At 68.7% G+C, this 15,260-nt stretch carries 14 protein-coding genes and 1 tRNA gene; 8 read left to right on the forward strand and 7 right to left on the reverse strand.

Going from position 1 to position 15,260, the window contains the following annotated elements; genetic code table 11:
• Positions 1–42: 42 nt before the first annotated feature.
• The 4 genes from RBB84_RS04035 to RBB84_RS04050 form a co-directional block, all read right to left on the reverse strand.
• The gene (locus tag RBB84_RS04035) at positions 43–570 is read right to left on the reverse strand and encodes a MarR family transcriptional regulator (RefSeq protein WP_006552564.1); all 528 of its coding nucleotides are present in this window, start codon (positions 568–570) and stop codon (positions 43–45) included.
• 72 nt (positions 571–642) lie between these two features.
• Positions 643–1,791 carry a sulfotransferase gene (locus tag RBB84_RS04040; RefSeq protein ID WP_064256603.1) on the reverse strand — a complete coding sequence of 383 codons (1,149 nt, stop codon included), beginning with the start codon at positions 1,789–1,791 and terminating at the stop codon, positions 643–645.
• Between the two features lie 12 nt (positions 1,792–1,803).
• Positions 1,804–2,595, reverse strand: coding sequence for an SDR family oxidoreductase (locus tag RBB84_RS04045; RefSeq protein ID WP_064061223.1), 792 nt, complete (start codon positions 2,593–2,595; stop codon positions 1,804–1,806).
• Positions 2,592–3,758, reverse strand: coding sequence for a hypothetical protein (locus RBB84_RS04050; RefSeq protein WP_064256602.1), 1,167 nt, complete (start codon positions 3,756–3,758; stop codon positions 2,592–2,594). Before RBB84_RS04050 ends, RBB84_RS04045 begins: the two co-directional genes overlap by 4 nt.
• 82 nt (positions 3,759–3,840) lie before the next feature.
• On the opposite strand from RBB84_RS04050, the gene RBB84_RS04055 reads away from it, so the two are divergent.
• The 6 genes from RBB84_RS04055 (at position 3,841) to RBB84_RS04080 (ending at position 10,199) form a co-directional block, all read left to right on the forward strand.
• Complete coding sequence (locus tag RBB84_RS04055) at positions 3,841–4,782, forward strand: helix-turn-helix domain-containing protein (RefSeq protein ID WP_350247199.1); 942 nt, start codon at positions 3,841–3,843, stop codon at positions 4,780–4,782.
• Positions 4,783–4,897: 115 nt separating this feature from the next.
• The gene (cysD, locus tag RBB84_RS04060) at positions 4,898–5,830 is read left to right on the forward strand and encodes a sulfate adenylyltransferase subunit CysD (RefSeq protein WP_064256601.1); all 933 of its coding nucleotides are present in this window, start codon (positions 4,898–4,900) and stop codon (positions 5,828–5,830) included.
• Positions 5,830–7,665 (forward strand): adenylyl-sulfate kinase, encoded by a 1,836-nt coding sequence (cysC, locus tag RBB84_RS04065; RefSeq protein WP_064256600.1) that lies wholly within the window; start codon positions 5,830–5,832, stop codon positions 7,663–7,665. Before cysD ends, cysC begins: the two co-directional genes overlap by 1 nt.
• A complete protein-coding gene (locus RBB84_RS04070) occupies positions 7,662–8,789 on the forward strand; it encodes a 3'(2'),5'-bisphosphate nucleotidase CysQ (RefSeq protein ID WP_006552572.1) in 1,128 nt (375 codons plus the stop codon). The genes cysC and RBB84_RS04070 overlap by 4 nt, the downstream gene beginning before the upstream one ends.
• Before the next feature lie 52 nt (positions 8,790–8,841).
• Positions 8,842–9,840, forward strand: a complete 999-nt coding sequence (locus tag RBB84_RS04075) for an MBL fold metallo-hydrolase (protein WP_064256599.1) — start codon at positions 8,842–8,844, stop codon at positions 9,838–9,840.
• The gene (locus RBB84_RS04080; protein WP_006552574.1) at positions 9,837–10,199 is read left to right on the forward strand and encodes a limonene-1,2-epoxide hydrolase family protein; all 363 of its coding nucleotides are present in this window, start codon (positions 9,837–9,839) and stop codon (positions 10,197–10,199) included. The genes RBB84_RS04075 and RBB84_RS04080 overlap by 4 nt, the downstream gene beginning before the upstream one ends.
• 68 nt (positions 10,200–10,267) lie before the next feature.
• On the opposite strand, the gene RBB84_RS04085 is transcribed toward RBB84_RS04080, so the two are convergent.
• The 3 genes from RBB84_RS04085 to RBB84_RS04095 form a co-directional block, all read right to left on the reverse strand.
• Positions 10,268–10,343, reverse strand: a tRNA-Arg gene (locus tag RBB84_RS04085).
• Between the two features lie 120 nt (positions 10,344–10,463).
• Complete coding sequence (locus RBB84_RS04090) at positions 10,464–11,177, reverse strand: DUF305 domain-containing protein (protein WP_006552575.1); 714 nt, start codon at positions 11,175–11,177, stop codon at positions 10,464–10,466.
• A gap of 2 nt (positions 11,178–11,179) precedes the next feature.
• Entirely contained in the window at positions 11,180–12,001 is an 822-nt protein-coding gene (locus RBB84_RS04095) for a DUF3105 domain-containing protein (protein WP_024103695.1), read from the reverse strand.
• A 155-nt stretch (positions 12,002–12,156) separates the two neighbouring features.
• Here RBB84_RS04095 and argS point away from each other — a divergent pair, with 155 nt between their 5' ends.
• Positions 12,157–13,809: an arginine--tRNA ligase gene (argS, locus tag RBB84_RS04100; protein ID WP_006552577.1), complete on the forward strand. Its 1,653-nt coding sequence runs from the start codon at positions 12,157–12,159 to the stop codon at positions 13,807–13,809.
• Positions 13,806–15,227, forward strand: a complete 1,422-nt coding sequence (lysA, locus tag RBB84_RS04105) for a diaminopimelate decarboxylase (protein WP_024103697.1) — start codon at positions 13,806–13,808, stop codon at positions 15,225–15,227. The genes argS and lysA overlap by 4 nt, the downstream gene beginning before the upstream one ends.
• The last annotated feature ends 33 nt before the right edge of the window (positions 15,228–15,260 follow it).

The following is a 15,260-nucleotide window of genomic DNA, read 5'->3' on the forward strand; positions in this document are numbered from 1 at the left end:
GAACGGGGCGGCCCTCCTCGTTTCTCGGCAATCTCTCGCGCCTCACCACTTGGAAGGCGCACCGCCGGTGTCGAAGTCGCCGGCGTCGTGCCGCATCGTCGCGATGATGCGCAGCAGTGTGTCGATGTGCTCCTCCGGAATGCCGGGCCGGGCGAAGACCTCCGTGTTGAGCTTCTCCGTCGCCTGGATCGCCAATGCCCGTCCCTCGTCGGTGAGTTCGATGAGTGTGGCCCGTCGATCGCTCGGATGCGGGGTACGCCGGACCAGTCCGGCCTTCTCGAGCCGGTCGACGGCATTGGTGACGCTGGTGGGGTGCACCTGCAGGCGCGCGCTGGCCTTCGCCATCGGCAATGCTCCCGACCTGGTGAAATGCAGCAGCGTGAGCAGTTCGTAGCGGGCGAAGGTCAGGCCGAAGGGCTTGAGCACCTCCTCGACCCGCGCCATCATGATCTGCTGTGCCCGCATCACCGAGGTGACCGCGGCCATGCCGTCCGCGACTTCGCCCCAGCCGTGGGCGGTCCACTGGCGGTGGGCTTCGGCGATGGGGTCGAGGGGGAGTGGTGCGGGCATGCCTCCATCATCCCACGGACGAACGCGCAGGTAGCCAGGGCACACCGGTTTCCGGTGCCTTTCCTGCCGGGTTCAGCGGTACGCGTAGTCGCGGAAACGTTCGTCGACCTCGCCCACACTCAGCCCGAACTCCTCGAGCGTGTACCGGTGCGCGGGTTTCCTTGCCCCGCTGCGGCTTTCTTCGTGCAGGTCGGCCATCGCGCGTTCGGCCTCCGCGGTGAACGGCAGACCGAACCGGTCGTACAGGCCGCCGACGGTGCCGAGCGGATCGGCGACGAAATCCCGGTAGTCCACGTCGACGAAACGGGCGGGATCGTGCCGGCGGCGCACCTCGGTGAAATGATCGAAACCCCGTGCCCAGAGGTCGAGCTGGCTGCGCCCGATCGTCTCACCGACGAACGCGTCGGACCATCCCTCTGTGGCCTGCGCCGCGAGGCTGCACACCGACGGGATCACGGTGCGCGGATCTCGATGGGTGACGACGACGAGCGCGTCCGGATACACCGTGAGCAGTTCGTCCAGTGCGAACAGATGACTGGGATTCTTGAGCACCCACCGCTTCTCGGCGTCCGGCAGTCCGATGAGCTGCAGATTCCTCCGGTGCCGGGCATAGGCCGCGGTCCAGTCCTGCTCCGCGAGCCACTGCGAATAGGTGGGCAGGTGGGCCAGGCACTCGTAGGAGATCGAGCGGAACGACTGGCGCAGCAACTGCCAGCATTCCTCGACCTCGGCGGCCGACATGTAGTGCACACCCATGAATTCGGGATGCTCGACGTGGTGCTGTGCGAATCCGGCCTCGATCCCGGCGAAGACGGGATTCTCCGCCCAGGTCTCGCGAGGAGGTCGCGGTTGCGGCATCTCGGTCAGCCACATCTCGAGCCCCTGATGGGCGGGATCCGCGGCGAGTAGGCGGTGCAGTGCCGTCGTGCCGGTACGGGGCAGGCCGGTGACGAAGATCGGCCGGGTGACCGGGACGTCCGCGTGCTCGGGATGGGCAGACCAGGCAGATTCCGACAGCAACCGCGCCACGAGGGCGCCGCGCAGGAAGACCCGTGACATCTTGCTGCCGAGCGGGGTGAGCTTCTCGTCCCGCGCATACGACTCGAGCAGGACCTCGAGCCCGTCACGGTAGTCGTCGTCGCCGAAATCGGTCAGGCCCGTCAGGCGGGTCGCGGAAGCGTGCAGATCCTCGACGCTGCCGACGGTGGTGCGTTCGCTCATGTGCTTTCCCGTTCAGTGGTGGTATTCGCCGCAGTTGACGTCGAGGCACTGGCCGGTGATCGCCGACGCCATCGGCGAGGCCAGGAAGATCACCGCATCCGCGATTTCCTCGGTTGTCGGGAGACGCTTCAGATCGGAGGTGGCGGCGGTGTGCTCGTAGATCTGTTCGACGGTGGTGCCGTACTTTCCCGCCTGGTGTTCGAAGTACCCCTGCAGGATCGGCCCCCAGATGTACCCCGGTGCAACGGAGTTCACCCGGATTCCCTGCGGTCCGAGTTCCGTCGCCAGGGACTGCGACATCGCCAGCAACGCCGACTTCGCGAGTTTGTAACTGCCGTAACGTTCCTGGGAGTGCCGCAGCACCATCGAATTGATGTTGACCACCGCGCCGGCCGACTCGGCGAGGGCGGGGGTGAACAACTGCGTGAGCCGCAGCGCGCCGAGGACGGTGAGCTCCACGCTGTCCCGGATCTGCTGGAAGTCGGTGCGCGCCAACAGTTTCATCGACGGAACGGAGAACGCGTTGTTGACGAGCACGTCGACACCACCGAACTCCGAGACCGCAGACTCGACAAGGGCGGCGGCGGACTCGTCGTCGGTGATGTCGGTGGGCACGACCAGGGCCCGGCGGCCCGTGCTCTCGACTTCCGCTGCAACCTTCTCGAGCCGCTCCCGGGTCCGGGCGGCGAGCACCACGTCGGCGCCGTGTTCGGCGCACCGCAGCGCGAGGGTGCGCCCCAGCCCCGGGCCGACACCGGAGATCACGACGACGCGGTCGCGGAGCAGTCCCGCTGCCGCGCTCATGCGAGCATCCGATCGGCGACGCCCCGCTGACGGTCCGCGATGCGCTGCGCCCAGGCCTCGGGAGTGATGCGGTTCGAATCGTGGAAGGGCAGGACCTCGGAGAGCCGGTCGAACGGCACCACCTCGGCGGTCGGGCCGTCGGCTGCGGTGAGTTCGCGATCGAGGCGCTGCCAGCGGAACTGCAGGATCCCGCGGCTGCGGCCGAGGGTCTCGACCCAATTGGTCAGCCCCGGATCGCGGGCCGAGACCACGATCCGGACCATCCCGTCGGGATCGACCTGCGCCTGACTGTTGTTCAGGGAGGTCTGGTGGTGGATGTAGTCCAGGGAGATGTACCAGAGGCTGCCGATCTGGAAGCCCAGATAGGGCGCGTCGCTCGCCGGGAGGGTCAGGACCATCGCCTCGTCGTCGCCGAGTTCGTAGTGCCCGACGGATGAGTACTGCGTGTCGAGACCACCTGGGGTGCGGCGCGGCTCGGTGACCGTGTTCACCGGCAGCTTCAGGTAGAACCACTCGGGGAATTGCAGCCAGGTCTTCACCCGCGAGACCAGTGCGCGACCGGCGCGTTCGTAACGGGTGACCGCGTCCTGGTGGGTGGGTTCGGGTGCCGGGGTGCCCAGACTGTCGAGCCGGTGGATGCTCAGCATGCCGCGGCGCTGCGTCCAGTCGCTGTAGACCTCGCGGACCACGAGCTGCGACGAGCCGGACGCGAGCGGGAAGTAGTTACGTTCCGGGTCTCGTCGGCCGGGTCCGAACCGCACCTGGAAGGTGCCGTCGTCGGCGATGGTCAACGCGCGGTCGTCGAAGGCCGTGACGTTGCCGGGCACCTCGGCGTCGGTGTAGTTGCCGGCCAGCACCTGGAAACTGAGATCGCAGGTCGTGCCGCGGCGCCCGGCGACGACGTACTCGGCGTCGTCGCGGATCGATGCGCCCCAGTACAGGGTGTCGGGATTGTCGAGGCCCATCTTCGCGTAGGGGCCGGTGCCGGTGACGAAGACCGGATGGGATCGGCTGTACGCGAAGGTGGCGTGGATGCACGCCGAGATCCCGCCCGCCAGATATCCGTATCCCTCGACGAGGTCCTGTTCGGTGCGGATGTGCGGGGCTGTGGCGACGAGCTTCTCGGCCTCGGCTATCGCCGCGGTGAGCGGATCGGTGAGCACTACGATCTCCTCTGGTCCAAATATGTACCGCTGCGGTAGTCTTCCGTTGCGCCGAGAGTAGAACGTGTTCCAGGGAGGGTCAATGGCTCGTCGCGAGACCGAGACACTCGGGAAGCCGACCGCCGGGGCGGGAGCCGCCCGCCGGTCGCCGCCCACGGAACGCGTCGTGCAGGTCCTCGACCACCTCGTCGCGCGACCCGGCGTCCGGTTCGGACTGTCGGAACTGGCGCGCGAACTCGATCTGAGCAAGCCCACCTGCTTGGGCATCCTCACCGTGCTCGCCGACGTGGGTTATCTGATCCGCGACCCCGTCGACAAGACCTACGGTCTCGGGCCGGCACTGATCGTCGCGGGACGCGCAGCCCAGCGCGGCTTCGCGTCCGGGCCGGTCGCCCACCGGCATCTCGCCGCCCTCTCCGAGGAGTTCGCCGTGATGTGCTCTGCGTCGGCGGTCGTCGGCGACCGGATCGCGGTGCTCGACGTCATCGGTGGCCACGGCACGGCCGCGGCGGCACGCGTGGGGGAGGTGTACCCCTTCGCGCCCCCGGTGGGGCTGATGTACGTGCTGTGGGACACCGACGAGCGCATCGAACAGTGGCTGCGGCGAGAGCCGACCCTGCCCGTGACCGTCGACCGCGACGAGCTGTGGCGGATCGTCACCGAATGTCGCCGGACAGGTTATCTGGCGGAGTCCCTCACTCCCGGCGGCCGTCGCCTGTACGCGCTCATGGCGGGAGTGGTCTCGCACGACCTCGCGCCCGAGATGAGGGAGATGCTGGCGGAACTCGTGGCCAGCCCCGGCGAGCGCGTGCTGCTGCCCGACGCCTTCGCCGCGGGGGAGAAGCGGGCGGTCAATCTCGTGGCCGCCCCGGCCTACGATCCCGACGGCCACCAGTCGCTTGTGCTCACGCTGCACCTCGAGCGGGAGGTGGACGCCGCCGGGATCGAACGGTACGGCGCGGCGCTCGTGGCGGTCGCGGATGCGATCACCGCAGATCTCGGCGGACACCGGCCACCGCGCTGACGGAGGGCTGCGGAGACCACCCGTTGACCTGGAATTGAAACTCGTTCTACTGTTGCGGAGTAATCTTCGACCGCATCGGTACACATGTGTACCGAGCCGGGTGAGAGGGGCACGAGTGACCACGGTGCCACCGCAACGACCACCGACCTACGAACTTTCGCTGCTCGGTGCGCTCGAAGCCGAGTCCGTGCACATCTTCCGCGAGGTCGCCGCGACCTTCTCCCGTCCCGTCCTGCTGTTCTCGGGTGGTAAGGACTCCGCGGTGATGCTCCACCTCGCGGCCAAGGCGTTCTGGCCGGCGCCGCTGCCGTTCCCCGTCCTGCACATCGACACCGGGCGCAACTTCGACGAGGTGATCGACTTCCGCGACCGCACCGTCGAGCGCCTGGGGATCCGGTCGATCGTCGCCTCGGTGCAGGACGACATCGATGCCGGGCGTGCCGTCGAGGACGACGGACCGCACGCGACCCGCAACCGGCTGCAGACCGGAACCCTACTGCGCGCGTTGCGGGAAGGGGGATTCGACGCCGTCTTCGGGGGTGCTCGTCGCGACGAGGAGAAGGCCCGCGCGAAGGAACGCGTCTTCAGCCTGCGCGACGAGTTCGGGCAGTGGGACCCGAAGGCGCAGCGACCCGAACTGTGGCAGCTGTACAACGGCCGGCACCGCCGCGGCGAACACATGCGGGTCTTCCCGCTGTCCAACTGGACCGAACTCGACATCTGGCGCTACATCCGCGACGAGGGCGTCGACCTGCCGTCCCTGTACTACGCCCACCGGCGACCGGTGATCGAGCGCGACGGAATGCTGCTCGCGCACAACCGTTTTCTTACCCTCCTCCCCGGGGAGACTCCGCGCGAGAGCCTCGTCCGGTTCCGCACCGTCGGTGACGCGACGTGCACCGGCTGCGTCGAATCCGCCGCCACCACCGCGGACGAGGTGGTCACCGAGGTCTCCGCCAGCAGGGTCACCGAACGCGGCGCCACGCGGGCGGACGACCGGATCTCCGACGCCGGAATGGAAGACCGCAAGAGGGAAGGCTATTTCTGATGTCCCACCTGCTGCGCATCGCCACCGCCGGCAGCGTCGACGACGGCAAGTCCACGCTCATCGGCCGATTGCTGTTCGACTCGAAGGCCGTCTTCGAGGACCAACTCGAGGCGGTGACCCGCACGAGCCTCGACCGCGGCGCCGACCGCGCCGATCTCGCGCTGCTCACCGACGGCCTGCGCGCCGAACGCGAACAGGGCATCACGATCGACGTCGCCTATCGCTATTTCGCCACGGCGCACAGAACATTCGTCATCGCCGACACTCCCGGTCACGAGCAGTACACGCGCAACATGGTCACCGGGGCGTCCACCGCAGACCTGGCACTCGTCCTCGTCGACGCCCGCAACGGCATCGTCGAGCAGACCCGCCGGCACGCCTTCCTCGCGTCGCTGCTCGGGGTGCGGCACGTGGTGCTGTGCATCAACAAGATGGACCTGGTGGACTGGTCGCAGAGCCGGTTCGACGAGATCTGCGACGAGTTCCGGAATCTCGCGGCGAAGCTCGACATGCCCGACCTCGCCTTCGTTCCCGTCTCCGCCCTGCACGGCGACAACGTCGTCTCCCGCACCGCGAACATGCCGTGGTACGAGGGGACTTCGCTGCTGCACCATCTCGAACAGGTCCACATCGCGTCGGACACCAACCTCATCGATGCCCGACTGCCCGTGCAGTACGTCATCCGGCCGGGCGAGGGTGAGCACCGCGACTTCCGCGGCTACGCCGGGACGGTCGCCGCCGGCGGATTCGCGCCCGGCGATGAGGTGGTCGTTCTCCCTTCCGGTTTCGGAACGCGGGTGCGAACGTTGTGGGGGCCGGGCGGGACGGAACTCGAGCACGCCTTCGCCGGTGCGGCGGTGTGCGTCGAACTCGAGGACGACCTCGACGTCGGACGCGGCGACATGCTGTGCCGCCCCAACAATCGTCCGCTCGTCGGCCACGAGATCGACGCCATGGTGTGCTGGTTCGACGAACGCTCCGCCCTCGATCCGGACGCCCGCTACGCCCTGCTGCACACCACGCGCTCGACCACCGCGCGGGTCGCGCGGCTGGACTACCGCCTCGACGTCAACAGCCTGCACCGCGACGAGGCCGCGACGACGCTCGGTCTCAACGAGATCGGCCGCGTGCAATTGTGGACGCAACAGCCGCTGCTGTTCGACCCCTACCGGCGCAACCGCACCACCGGAAGCTTCGTGCTCGTCGATGAACGTACCGGCGACACCGTCGCGGCCGGAACGATCACCGGCCCGACACTCGCCGACACGGCGGTGGTCTGGCACTCGGCGGCGGTCTCACGGCCCGAACGGGGGAGGGCCGGGGCGACGGTATGGCTCACCGGGCTGTCCGCCTCCGGCAAGTCCACCCTCGCCGTCGAACTCGAACGACGACTGCTCGCCGAGGGCATCCCCGCCTACCGCCTCGACGGCGACAACCTCCGGCACGGCCTCAACGCCGACCTCGGCTTCGGTCCGGAGGACCGCGCGGAGAACGTCCGCCGCGTCGGTGCGGTCGCACAGCTGATGGCCGACGCCGGACTCGTCGCGATCTGCGCGCTCATCAGTCCCTACCGTCAGGACCGCGACCGCATCCGCCGGCAGCACGAGGAGTCCGGGATCCGGTTCGTCGAGGTCTTCGTCGATACGCCGCTCGCCGACTGCGAGGCCCGCGACCCGAAGGGCATGTACGCGCGGGCACGTGCCGGTGAGATCACCGGTTTCACCGGCGTCGATGATCCCTACGAACCACCGTCCGATCCCGAGCTGGTCGTGCGCCCCCACGACGGCACGCCTGCCGTGCAGGCGGGCCTCGTCGTGGAATTGTTGAGGCCATGACGCACGACAACAGCGACGACGCTCGGCTCGCGGCCGAGACGGCTTCCGGCGCAGGTGAACTGCTGCTCACGGTCCGCGCCATCGAATCGGATGCCCTTACCGGGCGCGAGCTGGGCCGGCGCGGCGACCACGCCGCCAACACCTACATCCTCGAACGGCTGGCGACCGCGCGGCCCGGCGACGCGGTGCTCTCGGAGGAATCCGCGGACGATCCGGCCCGGGTCGGCGCCGACCGCGTCTGGATCATCGACCCGCTCGACGGGTCGAAGGAGTACGGGATGCCCGACCATGTCGACTGGGCGGTCCACATCGCGCTCTGGGAGGCAGGACGAGGGCTCACCGCCGCCGCGGTCGCGCAACCGGCGATCGGCGTCGTCCACAGCACCGCAGATCCGGTCCCGGCGCCGCGGCCGGCCCGCCGTCGCCCCCGCATCGTCATCAGCGGGAGCAGGCCGCCCGCCTTCGTCTTCGATCTGGCCCGCGATCTCGGTGCCGATCTGATCCGGATGGGGTCGGCCGGTGCCAAGGCCATGGCGGTGGTCCGCGGGGAGGCCGACGCCTATATCCACGCCGGAGGTCAGTGGGAGTGGGATTCGGCGGCGCCGGTCGCGGTCGCGCGCGCTGCGGGTCTGCACTGCGCGCGGATCGACGGCAGCGAACTCGAATACAACCGGCCGCACCCGTATCTGCCCGACCTCGTGATCTGCCGCGCAGACTGGGCACCGGAGGTGATGTCCGCGCTGGCCGCGCACGCCACCGGGCCGACCGACAGCCCCCGCGCCGCGATGGCACGCGCATACATCCGATCCCTGGTCAGCCACGACGCGTCCCACGTCCGGCTCGCCGAGGACGCCTGGCGGGTCGAGAACGGGGAACGCACCGGCGACAGCGGCATCGAGATCCGCGACCGCCTCGAGAACGGCCCGGAATACCGGCCCATCCGCCGCGTCCGCGACCTGCAGTTCCGCGAATGGCACCACAGTGTCGTCGCGCGGTTCGTCCTGGACATCGCAGCAGGTCCGGGCGCCGAGACGTCGGTCGCGGTGACCGAGCACTTCGACATCCCGGCGGGGGAGATCCGATCGATCGTGGCGATCATCGAGCCCGCGCAGGGTAATAGTTGAATTCATTGTTGTAGCTTTCGAACGAAAGTCACCATGATCGAGAGGCATCACCATGGCCGAAGCGCGTGATATCGGGGACGGCATCCACGTCGTTCCCGTCCCGGTGGCGGACCTGCCGGTCGGCGACACCCAGGTCTACGTGATGGAATCCCCGCGTGGCGTCGTTCTCGTCGACGTCGGCTGGAACGACGACCGGTCGTGGGCGGCGCTGCAGGACGGCCTGGCCACCGCGGGCCTGTCGGTCACCGACGTCGAGGGCGTGGTGGTCACCCACTTCCATCCCGACCACGTCGGGCTCACCGGACGCATCCGGGAGGCCTCCGGGTGCTGGGTCGCGATGAACGAGGCCGACTTCGCCCACCTCGAGGTCATGCTCTCCGACGACGATCGCCGTCCCCAGGAAGCCGAACTGCTGCGCCGCGCAGGGGCACCCGAGGACGCGATCGAGGAGTCGCTGGCCACCCTCGTACCGGCGGTCGGCCGTCCCGACGCGCTGCCCGACCGCAAACTCGGTGCCGACGAGACGATCCCGCTGACGGGACGATCCCTGCGCACCGTGCTGACCCCCGGCCACACCGCCGGTCACGCGTGTTTCCTGCTCGAGAAACACGGCGTGCTGTTCAGCGGCGACCACGTCCTCGCGACCACGACCCCGCACGTCGGCGAGTTCGATTTCCCTCTGCCGCAACGCGACGCGCTGGGGGAGTACCTCGACTCGCTGCGCGCGGTCGCCGGCCTGTCCGTGCGACGCGCACTGCCAGCGCACCGGCAGCAGATCGACGACCTGCCGCACCGCGTCGGCGAATTGATCGCCCATCACGACCAGCGCCTCGACGATCTCTACGACGCGTTCGGCGACGAGGAACTCACGCTGTGGGAGGCCACCGCCCGCATGCGCTGGTACCGGCCGTGGGACGAGACTCCCTTGCACGGCAAGCGGATGGCGCTCGCAGAGGGCTCGGCGCACGTCCGGCAGCTCATCGAGCGGGGACGGGTCCGTCGCGTGCCCGGTACGGAACCCGCCCGCTTCGCGCGCGTGCAGACCCGATGAGCCCCGACGAGCTGGTCACCGAGTTCTGCCGTCGCTGGGCCGATCCCGATCCTGCCGAGCTCGCGGCCTTCTTCGCCGAGGATGCGGTCTTCCACAACATCCCGATGGAACCGATCCGCGGCCGCGCGGCGATCGAGAAGTACATCGTGGGCTTCGTGACGTCCTTCGGGGCCATCGACTACCGCATCCACCACCAGGCGGTCTCCGGCAACGTCGTGCTCAATGAACGCACCGATGTGTTCACGATGAACGGCCGGACGATCGAGCTGCCCGTCACAGGCGTCTTCGAGATCGTCGACGGTAAGATCGCGGCCTGCCGCGACTACTTCGATCCCACACCCTTCACCACCGGAAACTGACCGGCCTCTGGGACACCGAAGGCCCTGGAACACCTGAAGGCCCCGCTTCATGAGAAGCGGAGCCTTCGTGGTGCCCTCGGCAGGATTCGAACCTGCGACTTCTTGCTCCGGAGGCAAGCGCTCTATCCCCTGAGCTACGAGGGCATCCGGACCACCGGATGACCGGAGGTGCGGGAGTTAGCCTAGCGCATCGAACGCTCAACTCCACATCGCCAGGTCAGAGCCGGTTTTCGGCCCGAAGTCGCGGTTCGCCCGCGCGAAGACTCAGTTGAGGGGCAGCGGTTCGGCGCCGCGCTCGGCGAGCAGCGACCTCATCAGGTCCGACTCACCCTGCTGCGTCGCGACCATCGTGCCCGCCAGATTGCGCACTGCCGAGGTGCTCGCGTACTGCTCGCCGTACTCCATCATCGGCAGACCACCCTCGTGGTGGCGCAGCATCAGCTGAAGGAAGAGCACGTCCAGTTCGGGACCGCGAGCGGCCCGGAGATTCGCGAGATCCTCGGAGGTCGCCATCCCCGGCATCAGGTGCGAGCCGTCCGAATCCTCGGACTCGGCGGTCGCACCGTGATCACCGTGTCCGTGACCCGTCTCCGTCTCGGTCATCCACTCCATGTACTCGCCCGTCGGCAGCGCCGGCTGTCCCCACAGTGACAACCAGCCCTGCATCTGACCGATCTGGTTCTGCTGGGTGGTGAGGATGTCGTACGCGATGTTGCGGATCCGATCGTCCTCCGAGTTGGAGACCACCACGGCGGCCATCTCGACGCCCTGGTCGTGGTGCACGATCATGTCCTGCGCGAATCCGACGTCCACCGAGCCGGCCTCCGGCGCCGCCTGCGCGGAGTCCTCGAAGGGGATCCGGGACAGGAACCCCGCGAGGAAACCGACGGTGACCGCAGCGACGGTGAGCAGCACCAGCAGCAGCCGGTTGTGCCCACCACGCTCGGGGGTGGAGATGTCCGAGGAGGTCTCGCTCATCGTCAGCTCCCGGCCGGTGCCTGCTGCATGTCGCCCGCGGTCTCCGCGTTCATCGGCACCGCGTCGGGGCCGGGCTCGGAGGCGTCGAAGGCCGGCGGGTTCGCGGGATCGAACGAACCGGGGATCGTCGAGCAGCTCGCACCCACCTCGGGGTAGGTGTACTGGTTCAGGCGCAGCGCGCTGATGAACTGGTCGATGCGCTCGTCGTCGACGCTGTCGACCTCGAGCCGGTGACCCCACGACTGCAGTGAGACGGGAGCCTCGAGTCCCGGATACGGTGACATCACCATGTAGGTGCGGCCGTCGACCTTCGCGCGGAGCGTGTCGACCGCGGCGTCGTCGAGCAGATCGGGGTTGTATGCCACCCACACGGCGCCGTGCTCGAGCGAATGCACCATGTTCTCGTTCCGCACAGGCTGCTCGTAGACCGTTCCGGTGCAGGTCGCCCAGACGGAGTCGTGAGGGCCACCGAACGGCGGCGACTGGTCGTACGCGACGCGCTGGCCCGGCGCGACGTGCACACCGGCCGGGTACTCGATCTTCAGCACGCCCTCGATGTCGTCCGACGGGTCCTGGTTGGACTCCGACGGCGTCCACGCCGACATCTCCTGCTGGTTCTGATACTTCGGGATCAGGCTCACAGCAATCACGGCGACCAGCACGACGACCAGGGCCACGCCGCCGATCGTCAACCACGGGATCTGGCGCTGCGCGGAGACCCCGGGAGCGCCGCCGCTCTTCTTCTTGGCGGCCTGAATGGCCTTCGACGACTTGGCTCCGGTCTTCTTGTTACCGGAGCCGCCACTAACCGAACCGCTGGGCATCGCTGTGTGCTCTTTCGACGGGTGGACAGGCGGACGCGCGCCCATCGGGCGCACAAACACCTACAACTCTACGGGCGTGCTCTCGCGCGGTGCCCGGACCTGCCGGTAGGGGGAGCGTCGGCGCCGCGATCGACCAGCCAATAGGATGGACACCTGTGACTCCCTCCGACCTTGCTCAGCTGCTCCGCGGAACCGCCGCCGGTGTCCTCACCGACCGTGGTCTCGACGCGTCCGTTCTTCCCGAGACCCTCACCGTCGAGCGCCCGCGCAATCCGGAGCACGGCGACTACGCGACCAACGTCGCGATGCAGGTTGCGAAGAAGGTCGGCGTCAATCCCCGCGAACTCGCCACCTGGCTCGCCGAAGCCTTGACCGCCGCCGACGGCATCGACTCCGCCGAGGTCGCGGGCCCCGGCTTCCTCAACATCCGGCTCGCCGCCGACGCCCAGGGAGCGATCGTGGCGAAGGTGCTCGCCGAGGGCGCCGCCTACGGCACCGGCAGCGACCTCGCGAACACGAGGATCAACCTCGAGTTCGTCTCCGCCAACCCCACCGGCCCGATCCACCTCGGTGGCACCCGCTGGGCCGCGGTCGGCGACGCGCTCGGACGCATCCTCACCGCCCAGGGTGGCGAGGTCACCCGCGAGTACTACTTCAACGACCACGGCGCGCAGATCGACCGCTTCACCCGGTCGCTCATCGCCTCCGCACTCGGACAGCCCGCCCCCGAGGACGGCTACGCCGGCGCGTACATCGTCGACATCGCCTCCTCCGTGCTCGAGCAGCGCCCCGACGCCCTCGAGCTCCCCGAGGACGAGCGGCACGAGACGTTCCGCTCGATCGGCGTGGACCTGATGTTCGCGCACATCAAGCGCACCCTCCACGAGTTCGGCGTCGACTTCGACGTGTACTTCCACGAGAACTCCCTCTTCGAGAGCGGAGCCGTCGAGAAGGCCGTCGAGACCCTGAAGGCGTCGGGCAATCTGTACTTCGACGACGGCGCGTGGTGGCTCAAGAGCACCGATTACGGCGACGACAAGGACCGTGTCGTCATCAAGTCCGACGGCAACGCCGCCTACATCGCCGGCGACATCGCCTACTTCCAGGACAAGCGCTCGCGCGGCTTCGACCTGTGCATCTACATGCTCGGTGCCGACCACCACGGCTACATCGCGCGTCTGAAGGCCGCCGCGGCGGCGTTCGGCGACGACCCCGACACCGTCGAGGTGATGATCGGCCAGATGGTCAACCTCGTCCGTGGCGGCGAGGCCGTGAGGATGAGCAAGCGGGCCGGCACCGTGATCACCCTCGACGACCTCGTCGAGGCGATCGGCGTCGACGCCGCCCGCTACTCGCTCGTGCGTTCCTCGGTGGACCAGAGCATCGACATCGACCTCGAGCTGTGGGCGAGCACCACGAACGAGAACCCGGTCTACTACGTCCAGTACGCCCACGCACGACTGTCGTCGATCGCGCGCAACGCCGCCGATCTCGGCCTGACCGCCGAGGGCGCCGACTTCTCGCTACTCACCCACGAACGCGAGGGCGACCTCATCCGCACCCTCGGCGAGTACCCCCGGGTGCTGGCAAAGGCGGCCGAACTGCGCGAACCGCACCGCGTCGCCCGCTATCTCGAGGAACTCGCGGGCACCTACCACCGCTTCTACGACGCCTGCCGGATCCTGCCGCAGGGCGACGAGGAGGCCGGACCGCTGCACACCGCGCGACTCGCGTTGTGCGCGGCCGCACGCCAGGTCCTCGCCAACGGCCTCGGCCTGCTCGGCGTCACCGCCCCGGAGCGGATGTGAACGCGCACCCCGCGGGACCGCGTCACGCCCAGATCCCGCACGCCCCCAACCTGCCCGAGCGCCCGGCCGACACCGCGGCGCTCAACGCGCTGGCCCCGCACGTGTGGCCCCGCAATGCCGCGCGCGGCGAGGACGGCGTCATGCGCATCGCCGGTATCCCGGTGACCGAGCTCGCCGAGAAGTACGGCACCCCGCTGTTCGTCGTCGACGAAGACGACTTCCGCTCCCGCTGCCGGGAGATCGCCGAGGCCTTCGGCCCGTCGGCGAAGGTGCACTACGCGTCGAAGGCGTTCCTGTGCAGCGAGATCGCACGGTGGGTTCATCAGGAAGGGCTCTCGCTCGACGTCGCGTCCGGCGGTGAGCTCGCCGTGGCCCTGCACGCCGGATTCCCCGCCGGGAAGATCGCGATGCACGGCAACAACAAGTCCGTCCGCGAACTGCAGGCCGCCGTGACCGCCGGGGTCGGGCACATCGTGCTCGACTCGCTCGCCGAGATCGACCGGCTCGACGCGGTCGCCGGTGAGGCCGGTGTCGTCCAGGACGTGCTCATCCGCGTGACCGTGGGCGTCGAGGCCCACACCCACGAGTTCATCTCCACCGCGCACGAGGACCAGAAGTTCGGGCTCTCGCTCGCCGGTGGCAACGCCATGCAGGCCGTGCGCCGCGTCTTCGCGGCCGACAATCTCCGCCTCGTCGGCCTGCACAGCCACATCGGCTCGCAGATCTTCGATGTCGACGGCTTCGAACTGGCCGCCCACCGCGTCATCGGCCTGCTGCGCGACATCGTCGCCGAGTTCGGTGTCGACAAGACCTCGCAGATGAACATCGTCGATCTCGGCGGTGGTCTGGGCATCTCGTACGTGCCGAGCGACGACCCGCCGCCGGTCGCCGACCTCGCGGCGAAACTGGGCGACATCGTCCGCACCGAGTCCGCGCTCGCCGGGCTGCCGGCCCCGACCCTCGCGGTCGAACCGGGCCGCGCCATCGCCGGACCGGGCACAGTGACGCTCTACGAGGTGGGAACCCTCAAGGACGTCGAGGTCGGTTCCGGGCACGTCCGCCGCTACATCAGCGTCGACGGCGGCATGAGCGACAACATCCGCACATCGCTGTACCAGGCGGAGTACGAGTCGCGCCTCGTCTCCCGCGTGAGCGACGCCGAGCCGGTGGTCTCGCGCGTCGTCGGCAAGCACTGCGAGAGCGGCGACATCGTCATCCGCGACGCTTGGATGCCCGCAGACGTCGCAGCCGGTGATTTACTGGCGGTCGCGGCGACGGGTGCATACTGCTACTCGATGTCGAGCAGGTACAACCTGCTTCCTCGCCCCGCCGTCGTGGCGGTCAAGGACGGCGTCTCGCGCGTTCTGCTGCGCCGCGAGACCCTCGAAGATCTGCTCAACTTGGAGGTTTCGGAGTGACCAGTGTAACGGCGACCGATGCTTCGGGCCGGC

The sequence above is a fragment of the Rhodococcus sp. D-6 genome, from assembly GCF_040256695.1.
Taxonomy (GTDB): Bacteria; Actinomycetota; Actinomycetes; order Mycobacteriales; family Mycobacteriaceae; genus Rhodococcus; species Rhodococcus pyridinivorans.

What these genes read in the sequence shown, in the direction of transcription:
- RBB84_RS04045 (WP_064061223.1), bottom strand. Translation starts at nt 2,595, where the DNA reads ATGAGCGCGGCAGCGGGACTGCTCCGCGACCGCGTCGTCGTGATCTCC.
- RBB84_RS04040 (WP_064256603.1), bottom strand. Translation starts at nt 1,791, where the DNA reads ATGAGCGAACGCACCACCGTCGGCAGCGTCGAGGATCTGCACGCTTCC.
- RBB84_RS04055 (WP_350247199.1), top strand. Translation starts at nt 3,841, where the DNA reads ATGGCTCGTCGCGAGACCGAGACACTCGGGAAGCCGACCGCCGGGGCG.
- RBB84_RS04095 (WP_024103695.1), bottom strand. Translation starts at nt 12,001, where the DNA reads ATGCCCAGCGGTTCGGTTAGTGGCGGCTCCGGTAACAAGAAGACCGGA.
- RBB84_RS04070 (WP_006552572.1), top strand. Translation starts at nt 7,662, where the DNA reads ATGACGCACGACAACAGCGACGACGCTCGGCTCGCGGCCGAGACGGCT.
- RBB84_RS04035 (WP_006552564.1), bottom strand. Translation starts at nt 570, where the DNA reads ATGCCCGCACCACTCCCCCTCGACCCCATCGCCGAAGCCCACCGCCAG.
- RBB84_RS04075 (WP_064256599.1), top strand. Translation starts at nt 8,842, where the DNA reads ATGGCCGAAGCGCGTGATATCGGGGACGGCATCCACGTCGTTCCCGTC.
- RBB84_RS04080 (WP_006552574.1), top strand. Translation starts at nt 9,837, where the DNA reads ATGAGCCCCGACGAGCTGGTCACCGAGTTCTGCCGTCGCTGGGCCGAT.
- RBB84_RS04090 (WP_006552575.1), bottom strand. Translation starts at nt 11,177, where the DNA reads ATGAGCGAGACCTCCTCGGACATCTCCACCCCCGAGCGTGGTGGGCAC.
- cysC (WP_064256600.1), top strand. Translation starts at nt 5,830, where the DNA reads ATGTCCCACCTGCTGCGCATCGCCACCGCCGGCAGCGTCGACGACGGC.